Origin of the sequence: Mesorhizobium sp. WSM3879, assembly GCF_002294915.1 — a bacterium.
Lineage (GTDB): Bacteria > Pseudomonadota > Alphaproteobacteria > Rhizobiales > Rhizobiaceae > Mesorhizobium.
The window spans coordinates 552,519-565,790 of the sequence record NZ_NSFZ01000003.1 but is presented as its reverse complement, the minus strand read 5'-3'; the positions used below and the strand labels follow the sequence as shown (position 1 = coordinate 565,790).

General features: G+C 65.6%; 11 protein-coding genes. 1 reads left to right on the top strand and 10 read right to left on the bottom strand.

Annotation, left to right across the window (positions count from 1 at the left end):
- Positions 1 to 21: 21 nt before the first annotated feature.
- Both CK218_RS09435 and uxaC read right to left on the bottom strand, forming a co-directional pair.
- Positions 22 to 795, bottom strand: a complete 774-nt coding sequence (locus tag CK218_RS09435) for a FadR/GntR family transcriptional regulator (protein ID WP_067001542.1) — start codon at positions 793 to 795, stop codon at positions 22 to 24.
- Positions 796 to 992: 197 nt separating this feature from the next.
- On the bottom strand, positions 993 to 2,396 hold the full coding sequence (gene uxaC / locus CK218_RS09430) for a glucuronate isomerase (RefSeq protein WP_095827500.1): 1,404 nt from the start codon (positions 2,394 to 2,396) through the stop codon (positions 993 to 995).
- A gap of 181 nt (positions 2,397 to 2,577) precedes the next feature.
- Here uxaC and CK218_RS09425 point away from each other — a divergent pair, with 181 nt between their 5' ends.
- Entirely contained in the window at positions 2,578 to 4,119 is a 1,542-nt protein-coding gene (locus CK218_RS09425) for a mannitol dehydrogenase family protein (protein WP_095827499.1), read from the top strand.
- 261 nt (positions 4,120 to 4,380) lie between these two features.
- Here the strand turns inward: CK218_RS09425 and CK218_RS09420 are convergent, their stop codons facing one another.
- The 8 genes from CK218_RS09420 to CK218_RS09385 form a co-directional block, all read right to left on the bottom strand.
- Complete coding sequence (locus tag CK218_RS09420; RefSeq protein WP_067001534.1) at positions 4,381 to 4,788, bottom strand: F0F1 ATP synthase subunit epsilon; 408 nt, start codon at positions 4,786 to 4,788, stop codon at positions 4,381 to 4,383.
- Between the two features lie 98 nt (positions 4,789 to 4,886).
- The gene (atpD, locus tag CK218_RS09415) at positions 4,887 to 6,467 is read right to left on the bottom strand and encodes a F0F1 ATP synthase subunit beta (RefSeq protein WP_179294455.1); all 1,581 of its coding nucleotides are present in this window, start codon (positions 6,465 to 6,467) and stop codon (positions 4,887 to 4,889) included.
- A 75-nt stretch (positions 6,468 to 6,542) separates the two neighbouring features.
- Positions 6,543 to 7,427, bottom strand: coding sequence for a F0F1 ATP synthase subunit gamma (locus CK218_RS09410; protein WP_067001531.1), 885 nt, complete (start codon positions 7,425 to 7,427; stop codon positions 6,543 to 6,545).
- 34 nt (positions 7,428 to 7,461) lie between these two features.
- On the bottom strand, positions 7,462 to 8,991 hold the full coding sequence (gene atpA / locus CK218_RS09405) for a F0F1 ATP synthase subunit alpha (RefSeq protein ID WP_067001528.1): 1,530 nt from the start codon (positions 8,989 to 8,991) through the stop codon (positions 7,462 to 7,464).
- The gene (locus CK218_RS09400; RefSeq protein WP_067324965.1) at positions 8,991 to 9,551 is read right to left on the bottom strand and encodes a F0F1 ATP synthase subunit delta; all 561 of its coding nucleotides are present in this window, start codon (positions 9,549 to 9,551) and stop codon (positions 8,991 to 8,993) included. Before CK218_RS09400 ends, atpA begins: the two co-directional genes overlap by 1 nt.
- Before the next feature lie 247 nt (positions 9,552 to 9,798).
- Positions 9,799 to 10,194 carry a DUF4345 family protein gene (locus CK218_RS09395; protein ID WP_067324963.1) on the bottom strand — a complete coding sequence of 132 codons (396 nt, stop codon included), beginning with the start codon at positions 10,192 to 10,194 and terminating at the stop codon, positions 9,799 to 9,801.
- Positions 10,195 to 10,319: 125 nt separating this feature from the next.
- On the bottom strand, positions 10,320 to 11,015 hold the full coding sequence (locus CK218_RS09390; RefSeq protein ID WP_095827498.1) for an aspartate/glutamate racemase family protein: 696 nt from the start codon (positions 11,013 to 11,015) through the stop codon (positions 10,320 to 10,322).
- A 34-nt stretch (positions 11,016 to 11,049) separates the two neighbouring features.
- A complete protein-coding gene (locus tag CK218_RS09385; protein ID WP_095827497.1) occupies positions 11,050 to 13,233 on the bottom strand; it encodes a primosomal protein N' in 2,184 nt (727 codons plus the stop codon).
- Between the last annotated feature and the right edge of the window lie 39 nt (positions 13,234 to 13,272).

Genomic DNA, 13,272 nt, shown 5'->3' with positions numbered 1-13,272 from the left:
ATCTCTACCTTGCTCGAATGATTATCCGGTCGACGCAGCCGCCACGGACTTTGCGTAATAGGCCTGCCGCGCCTGCAGGCGCTCGCGGTAGCGCTGCTGGCTCGAGGTGAGATGTGCCCGCATCGCCTCGCGCGCGGCTTCGGCGTCGCCCGCCGAAATCGCGTTGAGGATCACCAGATGCTCCCGTTGCAGGCCACGCTGGTACTCGTCGGACTGGACGAGCTCGGCCGACCAGGGCGAGGTTACGTCGCAGGGAATGGCGCGGCGGCCGAGCACGTCGAGCATCTCGACATAGAACGGGTTATTGGTGGCGCTGGCGATTGCCCTATGGAAGGCGAGATCCGCCGGACCGGTCGGCTGGCTGGCGAGCAGAAGCCGCTCGAACTCGAAGAAAGCCTCTTGGATCGCCGCCTCTTGCGCCGCGTTGCGGCGGATGGCGGCAAGGCCGGCCGATTCGATCTCGATCGCCAGTCGCACCTCGAGCACGTTGAGCGCGATCGAATCCTTGGCGCCCATGTCGGCGGCCAAAACGCCGAGCGTGGTGGAGATGTGTTCTGTGACGAAGACGCCGGCGCCCTGCCGCGCCTCGACGAGGCCGTCGGCGGCAAGCTTTGCCAGCGCCTCGCGAATGACGGTGCGGCTGACGCCGAAGGTTTCCGTGAGTTGCCCTTCGGTCGGCAGCTTGTGCCCGGGCGGGATCTCGCCCGCCAACAGCTGCTTGCGGATCGCCGCGACCACCGTTTCCGACAGCTTCGGCTTCCGTTCGACCCTGAAATCCGTCGTGGGCCCGGCCACGTCGCACTCCCCTATCTGAACGCCCTATTTGAGGACGCCTACTTGAAGACACTTGGCAACCACAGCGAGATCGCGGGAATATACGTCACCAGCGCCAGAACCACGATACCCGCGCCCTAGAACGGCCAGTTCGAGCGTATCGCTTCCCAGACCGTGATCTTGCCGAACTTCATGCCCTTCAAATCCTGGCGCCCGGCTCAGAGCCGGTACGCCTTCTTGGCAAGCGTGTAGGCAAGTTCGCGCGCCAGCTCATGCGCTTCCTCCTCGCGCAGCCGATGTTCGGCGACGAGCCGCGCCAGGAAGGCACAGTCGACACGCCGCGCGACGTCGTGGCGCGCCGGGATCGATGGAAAGGCGCGCGTGTCGTCGTTGAAGCCGACCGTATTGTAGAAGCCCGCCGTCTCGGTGGTCATCTCGCGGAAGCGGCGCATGCCTTCCGGGCTGTCGTGGAACCACCAGGCCGGCCCAAGCTTCAGCGCCGGATAGACGCCGGCGAGCGGCGCCAGCTCGCGCGCATAGCTCGTCTCGTCGAGCGTGAACAGGATGATCGTCAGGTCTCGCTCCAGCCCGACGCAGTCGAGCAGCGGCTTCAGCGCCGTCACATAGTCGGTCCGGGTCGGAATATCGAAGCCCTTGTCGCGGCCGAATTTCTGGCAAACAGCCGGCGAATGATTGCGCCACGACCCGGGATGGATCTGCATTACCAGCCCGTCGTCGCGGCTCATCTTGGCCATCTCGGTCAGCATCTGGGCGCGGAACAGTTTTCGCTCGCGCTCGTCCTCCGACCCGCGGCGGATGCTGTCGAACAGCTCCTGCGCCGCCGTGTCGGAAAGATTGGCGGTGTCGGCGGTCGGATGGCCGTGATCGGACGAGGTGGCGCCGAATTCCTTGAAATAGGCGCGGCGTTTTCGGTGCGCCTCGAGATAGCCGGCCCATGTGCCGGTGTCGCATCCGGTGATTTCGCCCAGGCGATCGAGATTGGCCAGGAAACCTTCGAAGTCGGGATCGACCACGGCGTCCGGCCGGTAGGCGGTAACGACGCGGCCCTGCCAACCGCTGTCACGGATCATCCGATGCCATTTGAGATCGTCGAGCGCCCCTTCGGTGGTGGCGATCACCTCGATGTTGAAGCGCTCGAACAGCGCCCGCGGCCGATAGTCGGCGCGCTGAAGCAGCGCGGCGATCGTGTCGTAGCACCGATCAGCGGTGCTGGCGTTGAGCGGTTCGTCGATGCCGAACAGGTGCTCGAACACATGGTCGAGCCAGAGCCGGGTCGGCGTGCCGCGGAAGAGATAGTAATGCTCGGCAAAGCGCCGCCAGATCGTTCGGCCGTCGGTCTCGACCGGCGCTCCGTCGAGCGTCGGCACGCCGAGCTCTTCCAACCGAACGCCCTGGCTGAACAGCATGCGGAAGATGTAGTGGTCCGGCACGATCAGGAGCTGCGCGGGGTCGGGAAAGGGCTCGTTGAGCGCATACCAGCGCGGGTCCGTGTGGCCATGCGGGCTGACGATCGGCAGGTCCTTGACCCCTGCATGAAGGGCGCGAGCCAGCGTTCGCGTTTCCGGCGCGAACAACAGGTCCGGATCAGTCAATGCAGCCACTTCGCTCCTCCCAGGCTGCCCCATTGGTGGATTAGCAAACAACATTGTCAACATACAAAAACCAGCCAGTTGTATGATGACTTTCGCATAAAGCCCGGCCATTGTACCGGGCAGCGGCGGGTGCTACGCCGCTGCCGCCATTCCTGCCCGGCTCGACGCGCCGATCGGAGACTTCAAACCAATGAACAGCCGTCTGTCGAACGCCTCGATCGCGCAGCTGCCGGGCGCAATCGCCATACCCCGCTACGATCGCGGCGCCGTGACGCCCGGCATCGTCCATCTCGGCCTCGGCGCCTTCCATCGCGCTCATCAGGCGGCCTATGTCGACGCCGTCCTGGCGGATGGCGATACAGGTTGGGGCATCATTGGCGTCTCGCTGCGCAGTCCCGATACACGCGATGCGCTGTCGCCGCAGGACGGTCTCTACACGCTGGCGGTGAGGGAAAGCGCCGGCAAGCAGTTGCAGATCATCGGCTCGATCGTGTCGTTGCTGGTGGCGCCCGAAGATCCGGACGCCGTGCTTACCGCGCTCACCGATCCGCGCACCCGCATCGTCACGCTGACCATCACCGAAAAGGCCTATCTGAGGGCCGCCGACGGCAGCCTCGACGAAACTCATCCCGATATCGTCCACGATCTGGGAAACCCCGGATCGCCCAGGACGGCGCATGGTTTCCTGGCCGAGGCGCTTGCGCGCCGCCGCGCCGCCGCCACGCCGCCCTTCACGGTGCTGTGCTGCGACAACCTTCCGGCCAACGGCGCCACGCTGCACAAGCTGTTGCTCGAGTTTGCCAAGCTGCGCGACTTACGACTCGCTCGACAGGGCGATGCCGGGCTCGCTCGACAGGGCGATACCGAACTCGCCCGCCATGTCGCCGGCGAAGTGGCCTTCCCGTCTTCCATGGTCGACCGCATCGTGCCGGCGACCACCGACGCCGACCGCGCCCGCATCGCCGGCGAGCTTGGTCTCGAGGATGCCTGGCCGGTGATGACCGAGCCGTTCCGACAATGGGTGATTGAGGATCGTTTCCCCACCGGGCGGCCGGCCTGGGAGAAATTCGGCGTCACCATGGTCGAGGATGTCGGTCCCTTCGAGGACATGAAGCTGAGGCTGCTCAACGGCGCGCATTCCGGCATCGCCTATCTTGGCCTGCTCAGCGGCCACGCCACCGTCGACCGCGCCTTCGCCGACCCGTCGATCCGACGGTTTGTCGACGCATTGTGGGCCGAAGCCGTGCCGACGCTGCCCCAGGATGCAGGTCTCGATACGGCCGCCTACACGGCCGAGCTCGCCCAGCGCTTCTCCAACACCGCGCTTGCCCACCGCACCGCGCAGATCGCCAATGACGGCAGCCAGAAGCTGCCGCAGCGCATCATTGCGTCAGCCATCGAATGCCTCGAAGCCGGGACCGAGTTCGTACACCTCACGCTGGTGGTCGCCGCCTGGATCGCCGCATGCGCCGCGCGCGGTGGCAGCTTGCCGGAGGGCCATTTCACCGATCCACTCGATACCGCCCTCAGCGACATCTTCGCCCGGATTCTGCCGACGGCGGAGATGACGGAGGCCGTGTTCGACCTCGCCGGCTTTGCCAAAGCTCATCCGGAGCGACAGAAGTTGATCGAGTCTGTCGCCACTCATCTCGTCCATTTCAAGCAGGGCGGTCCGAAGCTGGCTCTCGCGGCGATCGGCATCAGCAAAGAACCGCCCCAGCTGGCCGAATAGCGCGTCTGCACCGAGACTACTGGCCCGACCGTTCACGACCTGCCGTGTGGCATAGTCGGCCCCCGTTCGAGTTTCAGAACAGGCGCACTGCCTTGCCGACGAGATTAGAGCGGCTCGCCGTTTGCATGAAACGGCACGACACCCTGACAAGCAGGGCGGACCGTCTCCCAAACGAGAAAACGAGAAAACGGGGCAAACAAAAAAGCGGGGCAAGCCCCGGGGCAAGCCCGCTCTCTTTCAGTCCATCGTAAGAGGCCGCCGTCAGGCCGGCAGCAGCGCGCCTTCCAACGTGGTGAGCTGGCTGAGAAACTGCTCGGCCTTGCTGCGGGCCTCGTCGTCCTTGGCGTCGGCGGCGTCTTCCCTGGCTTCCTGGATGCGGCGGGCGAGATCAGCGCGGTCGATGTCGCCGACGGCGACCGCCGATTCGGCCAGCAGCGTGCAGCCGGAGGGCAGGATGTCGGCGAAGCCGCCGAACACGACGTAGCGCTCTTCCTTGCCTGCCGCGGTTTTCACCGTGACGACGCCGGGCTTGATCGTGGTCATGACCGGAGCGTGCTGCGCCATCACGGTCATCTCGCCTTCGGCGCCCGGGATGACGACGGACTCGACCTGCTCGGAAACGAGCAGCCGCTCCGGCGAGACCAGTTCGAACTTGAAAGCTTCAGCCATGCCAATCTAGCGAGTAGGGAATAGCGGGTAGCGAGTAGTGAAAAACTCGGCCGGCCCACTGATCCCTATTCGCTACTCCCTATTCGCTATTCGCTTCTTTACGCCGCTTCACCCGCCAGGCGCTGCGCCTTCTCGACCGCTTCCTCGATGCCGCCGACCATGTAGAAGGCGGCTTCGGGCAGGTGGTCGTAGTCGCCGGCGCAAAGGCCCTTGAAGCCCTTGATGGTGTCGGCGAGGTCGACCAGCTTGCCGGGCGAGCCCGTGAACACTTCGGCGACGAAGAACGGCTGCGACAGGAAGCGCTCGATCTTGCGGGCGCGGGCAACGGTCTGCTTGTCCTCTTCCGACAGCTCGTCCATGCCAAGGATGGCGATGATGTCCTGCAGCGACTTGTAGCGCTGCAGGATCGACTGCACCTGGCGGGCGACCTGGTAGTGCTCCTCGCCGACAACCATCGGGTCGAGCATACGCGAGGTCGAATCGAGCGGATCAACGGCCGGGTAGATGCCCTTTTCCGAGATCGCGCGGTTGAGCACGGTCGTGGCGTCGAGGTGGGCGAAGGACGTGGCCGGCGCCGGGTCGGTCAAGTCGTCGGCCGGAACGTAGATGGCCTGCACCGAGGTGATCGAACCCTTGGTCGTGGTCGTGATGCGCTCCTGCAGCGCGCCCATGTCGGTGGCGAGCGTCGGCTGATAGCCCACGGCCGAGGGGATGCGGCCGAGCAGCGCCGACACTTCCGATCCCGCCTGAGTGAAGCGGAAGATGTTGTCGACGAAGAACAGCACGTCCTGGCCCTGGTCGCGGAAATACTCGGCGACGGTGAGGCCGGTCAGGCCGACGCGGGCGCGCGCGCCCGGCGGCTCGTTCATCTGGCCGTACACCAGCGCGGCCTTCGAGCCCTGGCCGCCGCCCTTCTTGTTGACGCCCGATTCGATAAACTCGTGATAGAGGTCGTTGCCTTCGCGGGTGCGCTCGCCGACGCCGGCGAACACCGAGAAGCCGCCGTGGGCCTTGGCGACGTTGTTGATAAGTTCCTGGATCAGCACGGTCTTGCCGACGCCGGCGCCGCCGAACAGCCCGATCTTGCCGCCGCGGGCATAAGGCGCCAGCAGGTCGAGAACCTTGATGCCGGTGACCAGGATCTGCGCTTCTGTCGACTGGTCGACATAGGCCGGAGCCGGCTGGTGGATGGCGCGCATTTCGACGGCGTCGACGGGGCCGGCCTCGTCGACCGGCTCGCCGATGACGTTGATGATGCGGCCGAGCATGCCCGGGCCGACCGGCACCGAAATCGGTCCGCCGGTGTCATAGACATCCTGGCCGCGCACGAGACCTTCGGTCGAGTCCATCGCGATGCAGCGCACGGTGTTCTCGCCGAGATGCTGGGCGACTTCGAGGACCAGGCGGTTGCCGACATTGTCGGTTTCCAGCGCATTCAGAATGGCCGGCAAATGATCTTCGAACTGGACGTCGACGACGGCGCCGATGACCTGGCGCACCTTGCCGGCGGCGCCGACCCGCTTCGCCGCAACGCTGGCCGCCTTCGCCGGAGCCGCTGCCTTGGCCGGAGCGGCCGCCTTCTTGGCCGGAGCGGCATTCGCGGCTGCTGCCGGAGCCTTTGCCGCCTTGGGGGCCGGTGCCGCCTTGGCGGCGGTCTTCGGGGTAGCTGCTTTCGCCATCGTCTTTGCCCTTTTCGTCTGTCTGTTGCTCACGCCGTCTGCCGCGAGGTCGATGGCCTCGGCGGCGGGGCGCGCCTAGAGCGCCTCGGCGCCCGAAATGATTTCGATGAGTTCCTTGGTGATCTGCGCCTGCCGCTGGCGATTGTAGGTGATCGACAGCCTGTTGATCATGTCGCCGGCGTTGCGCGTCGCATTGTCCATCGCGCTCATCTTGGCGCCCATCTCGCCGGCCGCGTTTTCCAGCAGCGCGCGGAAGATCTGCACCGCGATGTTGCGCGGGATGAGGTCGGAGAGGATCTCGCCCGGCTCCGGCTCGTATTCGTAGACGGCCGTGGCGCCGTTGCTCGTCTCGGCAGCGGCGGAAGCCGGGGCCGCCGGGATGATCTGCTGCGCCGTCGGAATCTGGCTGATCACCGACTTGAACTGCGAATAGAACAGCGTGCAGACGTCGAAGCCGCCCTGGTTGAACAGGTTGATCACCTTGCGCGCGATCGCATCGGCATTGACGAAGCCGAGCGTCTTGACCTCGCGCAGGTCGACGCGCTCGAGGATCAGCGAGCCGTACTCGCGGCGCAGGATGTCAAAACCCTTCTTGCCGACGCAGATGATCTTGACCTGCTTGCCGTCGGCGAGAAGCTTACGAATATGCTCGCGGGCCAGGCGCGCGATCTGCGAATTGAAGCCGCCGCAGAGGCCGCGCTCGGCGGTGCAGACGATGAGCAGATGCACGTCGTCCCTGCCGGTGCCGGTCATCAGCGCCGGGGCATCGCCGCCGCCGCCGATCGCCTGGGTGATGTTGGCCAGCACCGCCCCCATCCGCTCGGAATAGGGACGCGCCGCTTCCGCCGCTTCCTGCGCGCGACGCAGCTTCGCCGCGGCGACCATCTGCATCGCCTTGGTGATCTTCTGCGTCGCCTTGACCGAGGCGATACGGTTACGAAGGTCTTTTAATGAAGGCATGCTTCAAACCTGATCCCGTGCGTCCGGCTGCTCGTTAAGCGAAGGTCTTGGCGAAGGCGTCGATCTCGGCCTTGAGCTTGCCGCGCAGGTCGTCCGACAGCGCCTTCTCCTTGCGGATGCCGTCGAGCACGTCCTTGCCGGCCGAGCGCATGTGGCTGAGCAGGCCGTGCTCGAACTTGCCGACCTGATTCAGCGCCAGCTTGTCGAGATAGCCATTGACGCCGGCGAAGATCACCGCGACCTGCTCTTCGGTCTTGAGCGGCGAGAACTGCGGCTGCTTCAGGAGCTCCGTCAGGCGCGAACCGCGATTGAGCAGACGCTGGGTGGCGGCGTCGAGGTCGGAGCCGAACTGCGCGAAGGCCGCCATTTCGCGGTACTGCGCGAGCTCGCCCTTGATCGAGCCGGCGACCTGCTTCATCGCCTTGACCTGCGCCGAGGAGCCGACGCGCGACACCGACAGACCGACGTTCACCGCCGGGCGGATGCCCTGGAAGAAGAGGTTGGTCTCGAGGAAGATCTGGCCGTCGGTGATCGAGATCACGTTGGTCGGGATGTAGGCCGACACGTCGTTGGCCTGCGTCTCGATGATGGGCAGCGCGGTCAGCGAGCCGTTGCCATTATCGTCATTGAGCTTCGCGGCGCGCTCCAGCAGGCGCGAATGCAGATAGAACACGTCGCCCGGATAGGCTTCGCGGCCCGGCGGGCGGCGCAACAGCAGCGACATCTGGCGGTAGGCGACGGCCTGCTTCGACAGGTCGTCATAGCTGATGAGGGCATGCATGCCGTTGTCGCGGAAATATTCGCCCATGGTGCAGCCGGCGAACGGCGCCAGGAACTGCATCGGCGCCGGATCCGACGCGGTCGCGGCGATGATGATGGAGTAGTCGAGCGCGCCGCGCTCCTCCAGCACCTTGACGAACTGCGCGACGGTCGAGCGCTTCTGGCCGACGGCGACGTAGACGCAGTAGAGCTTCTCCTTCTCCGGGCCGTTGTCGTGCACCGACTTCTGGTTCAGCATCGTGTCGAGGATGATGGCGGTCTTACCGGTCTGACGGTCGCCGATGACCAGCTCGCGCTGACCGCGGCCGACCGGGATCAGCGCGTCGATGGCCTTGAGGCCGGTCGACATCGGCTCATGCACCGACTTGCGCGGAATGATGCCGGGCGCCTTGACGTCGACGCGGCGGCGTTCGGTCGCCTGGATCGGGCCCTTGCCGTCGATCGGATTGCCGAGCGCGTCGACCACGCGGCCGAGCAGGCCGGGACCGACCGGAACATCGACGATGGCGCCGGTGCGCTTGACGGTGTCGCCTTCCTTGATGTCACGGTCGTTGCCGAAGATGACGACGCCGACATTGTCGGCTTCGAGGTTCAGCGCCATGCCGCGGATGCCGCCCGGGAATTCGACCATCTCGCCGGCCTGGACGTTGTCGAGCCCGTAGACGCGGGCAATGCCGTCACCGACGGACAGAACCTGGCCGACTTCGGAGACCTCGGCCTCCTTGCCGAAATTCTTGATCTGGTCTTTCAGAATTGCGGAAATTTCCGCGGCGCGGATGTCCATCAGCCGACCTCTTTCAGTGCAAGCTTGAGCGAATTGAGTTTGGTTTTGAGCGACGTATCGATCTGGCGCGAGCCCATCTTGACGATCAAGCCGCCGAGCAGCGACGGGTCGACGGTCATGGCGATGGCCACGTCCTTGCCGGCGATGCCCGTCAGCGTCGCCTTGAGTTCGGCCTGCTGCGCATCCGTCAGCGCATGCGCGGAGGTGACTTCGGCGGACGCCTCGCCGCGGTGGTCGGCGGCAATCTGGCGGAACGCCTTGATCATGCCGGGCACGGCGAACAGGCGGCGGTTGCGGGCGACGACGCGCAGGAAATTGCCGACGAGGCCGGTGATGTTGGCTCTAGAGATGATCGCGCCGATCGCCTTGGCCTGATCGTCGCTGGAGAACACCGGGCTGTTGATGAGCCGGGCAAGGTCGGCGCTGCCGTTGAGCATCGCCTCGAAATCGTTGAGGTCGGCCTCGACCTGGGCGACCGAATTTTCCTGCAGCGCGAGCTCGAACAGCGAGCTTGCATAGCGCTCTGCGACAGCTGAGATTGGCGATGACGATTGGGCCACGGACCGTCTTTTCTCTTGTCTGACAGGCCGCAGATTGTTGGCGCGAGCGAAAACTCTGGCTAAATCTTTGACCTTACTGCGATTTTTCCAAGCACGGAGGGATGGCTTCCGCTATCCCCGGCCGAAAGTCGATTGCCGTCTAGCACAGGCCTTTTGAGACCGCAATGCATCGTCCGGCATGGTTTTCAGGCACTTTTGTCGCATCAGGCGGCGAAGGCCGAGCGTGAGCGGCGGATTAGTCACGAATTCACGGCACGAAGCCGAAGGCGAAGGCAAGCGGCAGCGCCGCCAGGGCCAATTCAACCACGATGGAAGCCCAGTTGAAAGGTGTATTGGCGCCGTCCGACATCATCGACAAAAGCCGGCCGAAAGCGGTGAACAGCCATGAGAAGCCGAGCGCCATGTAAAGCAGCGGCTGCGCGAGCAAGATGCAGCACAGGCTGACGCCGAGGTAGAAGCCCGACATGCGGCCGCGCCCCTCGGCGATCGCCGCCGCTTTCTCCGGCTTTGCCTGCAGGCGCAGGATGCGGAAGGCGAGGTTCGGCGCCAGGAACAGGACGAGGCCGATGAGCAGCGTCACGACGGCGCTCGACCATGCCAGCCACTCGCCCTGGCTCGCCGGCCACGGAAACGCGAACTCCATCTGATCCCCCTCGGAAAGTCTTGTTCTGAAATTGCCGGCATTCTAGCCGAGGAAAATCCGCGCGCCAGATGGCGTCCGGCACATTTGGAAAGACGCAAGAGAAGAAGCGTCAAAGGAGGGACCGATCAGGACAATGCGAACTCGATCGCTGCCTTGGCATGGATGCGCGTGGTGTCGAACACCGGCATGTCGAAATCGCCCTGGCCGATCAGCATGGTGATCTCGGTGCAGCCCATGATCAGGCCGTCGATCTTTTCGTCGCGCCGCAGACGGCCGACTTCCTCGACATAGGCGGACTTCGAGTCGGCTTTGACGATACCCTGGCAGAGCTCATCATAGATAATCCGGTGCACCATGCCGCGGCCGGCCTGGCCGGGCACGACCGGCTGCAGGCCGTATTTGTCGGCGAGCCGTCCTTTGTAGAAATCCTGTTCCATGGTGAAGCGTGTCGCCAGCAGCGCCGGGCGCTTCACGCCTGCGGCGACAACAGCGTGTCCGGTTGCGTCGGCGATATGGATGAGCGGAATCGAGATGGCCGCCTGCACCGTGTCGGCGAGTTTGTGCATCGTGTTGGTGCAGATCATCAGGCCCTCGGCGCCGCCGGCCTCCAGCTTGCGCGCGGCTTTTACCAGAAGGACACCGGCGCCGTCCCAGTCGCCGGCATGCTGGCGTTCGGCGATCTCGGCGAAATCTAACGACCAGAGCAACAGCTTCGCCGAATGCAGCCCGCCCAGCCGCTCGCGCACGATCTCGTTGAGCAGTCGGTAGTAGATCGCCGTCGATTCCCAGCTCATGCCGCCGATAAGGCCGAGGGTTTTCATAAAGCGAGCACTCCGTTGGGGCTGTCTTTCTCGCTTATAGGAAGCTCTGCGGGTCGATGTCGACCTGCACCCTGACGGAGCCGCGCAGCTTCGGCCCCTCCGCCAGCATGGCTCGAATAAACCCTTGCATGTCGGCGCGCCGCTCGCCCTGGACAAGCAAGCGGAAGCGGTGGCGGCCGCCGATCAGCGACAGCGGCGCCTCGGCCGGTCCGAGCACGAAGAGATCGGAGGCTGTAGGTGCCGCGCGCCGCAAGCCCCGCGCATGGCTTTCGGCCTCCCCTCGCGTCGCGGCACTGACGATGATGCCGGCGAGCCGGCCGAACGGTGGCAGTGCGGCCCGCTCGCGCTCGGCGATTTCGCGCTCGTAAAAAGCTTCCGAATCACCGGAGACGATCGCCCGCATCACCGGATGGTCGGGCTGGTAGGTCTGCAGCAGGCCGAGGCTCTTCTTGCCGGTGCGGCCGGCGCGCCCGGTCACCTGGCTGAGCAGCTGGAAGGTACGCTCTGCGGCGCGCGGATCGCCATTGGCGAGGCCGAGGTCGGCGTCGACCACGCCGACCAGCGTCATGCCGGGGAAGTTGTGACCCTTGGCGACGAGCTGCGTGCCGATCACGATATCGGCCTCGCCATTGGCGACGGCCTCGAGCTCGAGCCGCAGCCGGCGCACGCCGCCCAAGAGATCGGACGACAATACGATCGTGCGGGCTTCCGGGAAATGCGCCACCACTTCCTCGGCGATGCGCTCGACGCCCGGCCCGCAGGCGACCAGATGATCGAGCGTGCCGCATTCCGGGCAGGCTTCCGGCCGCCGCTCATTGTGGCCGCAATGATGGCAAACGAGCTGGCCGCGAAAGCGATGCTCGACCAGCCAGGCCGAGCAGACCGGGCAGCCGAAGCGATGGCCGCAGACGCGGCAGAGCGTCAGCGGCGCATAGCCGCGCCGGTTGAGGAAGAGCAGCGACTGCTCTTGTCTCTCCAGCGTGCGCTGCATCTGCTCCAGAAGGAGAGGCGACAGAAAACCGCCGCGCGCCGGCGGCACGCGCCGCATGTCGATCGATTTCAGGTCGGGGAGCGCCGCCTCGGCAAAACGCGCCGACAGCACCGCGCGGTGATAGCGGCCGTGGCTGGCGTTGACCCGGCTCTCGACCGACGGCGTCGCCGAGGCGAGCACGACCGGGAAAGCGCCGATATGGCCGCGCACCACCGCCATGTCGCGCGCATTGTAGAAGACGCGGTCTTCCTGCTTGTAGGCCGGGTCATGCTCCTCGTCGACGACGATCAGGCCTAGCTCCTTGAACGGCAAAAACAGCGCCGAACGCGCCCCGGCGACGACGCGCACGCCGCCCTCCGCCACCTGCCGCCAGACGCGTTCGCGCATCCGGGGCGGCAGGTCCGAATGCCACTCCGCCGGTTTGGCGCCGAAGCGGTCCTGGAAGCGTTCGAGGAAAGCGTGCGTCAGCGCGATCTCCGGCAGCAGGATCAGCACCTGCTTGCCCTTGTCGAGCGCCGCCGCCACCGCCTCGAAATAGACTTCCGTCTTGCCCGATCCGGTGACGCCGTCGAGCAGGGTGACGTTGAAGGCGTCGGCGGCGATCGCCGCGCGCAGCTTCTCGGCCGCCGCCTTCTGGTCCGGCATCAATTCCGGCACGGCATGGCCGGGATCGGGTGCGGCGACCACCGGCCTTGGCGGGATCATCACCGTCTCGAACACGCCTTGTGCCCTCAAGCCATCGATGACGGTCGAGGAGACACCCGCAGCATGGGCGAGACCGGAGCGCGTCCAGGCAAGCCCGCCTTCGGCCGTTTCCAAAACGCGGCGTCGCGCATCGGTCAACCGGTCGGGCTCGGCAAGCGTGCGCTGCAGGCCTTCGATCCACGGCTCCGGGTCGAAAGCTTCCGGCGCCCTCAACAACATCCGCGCCACCATGCCGGGCGCCGACAGCGTGTATTGGGCGATCCAGTCGACGAAACGGCGCATGGCCTTGTCGATCGGCGGGCAGTCGAAGACCTCCTCGATCGGCCGCAGCTTTTTCGGATCGACGGATTCGACGACGGCGTCCCAGACGATGCCGGCGACCTGCCGCGGCCCCAGCGGCACGCGCACGATCGAGCCCGGCACCACGCGCATGCCTGGCGGCACGGCATATGTGTAGGGCCGTTCGGCCGGCATCGGCACCAGCACCGGCGCGGCCGCGACAAAGGGCGAATCTTCGATCATCGGGCGTGACCTTGCCCCGACTTTGCTCTAGATCAAAGG

What these genes read in the sequence shown, in the direction of transcription:
- CK218_RS09425 (WP_095827499.1), top strand. Translation starts at nt 2,578, where the DNA reads ATGAACAGCCGTCTGTCGAACGCCTCGATCGCGCAGCTGCCGGGCGCA.
- CK218_RS09420 (WP_067001534.1), bottom strand. Translation starts at nt 4,788, where the DNA reads ATGGCTGAAGCTTTCAAGTTCGAACTGGTCTCGCCGGAGCGGCTGCTC.
- atpD (WP_179294455.1), bottom strand. Translation starts at nt 6,467, where the DNA reads ATGGCGAAAGCAGCTACCCCGAAGACCGCCGCCAAGGCGGCACCGGCC.
- CK218_RS09410 (WP_067001531.1), bottom strand. Translation starts at nt 7,427, where the DNA reads ATGCCTTCATTAAAAGACCTTCGTAACCGTATCGCCTCGGTCAAGGCG.
- atpA (WP_067001528.1), bottom strand. Translation starts at nt 8,991, where the DNA reads ATGGACATCCGCGCCGCGGAAATTTCCGCAATTCTGAAAGACCAGATC.
- CK218_RS09395 (WP_067324963.1), bottom strand. Translation starts at nt 10,194, where the DNA reads ATGGAGTTCGCGTTTCCGTGGCCGGCGAGCCAGGGCGAGTGGCTGGCA.
- CK218_RS09390 (WP_095827498.1), bottom strand. Translation starts at nt 11,015, where the DNA reads ATGAAAACCCTCGGCCTTATCGGCGGCATGAGCTGGGAATCGACGGCG.
- CK218_RS09385 (WP_095827497.1), bottom strand. Translation starts at nt 13,233, where the DNA reads ATGATCGAAGATTCGCCCTTTGTCGCGGCCGCGCCGGTGCTGGTGCCG.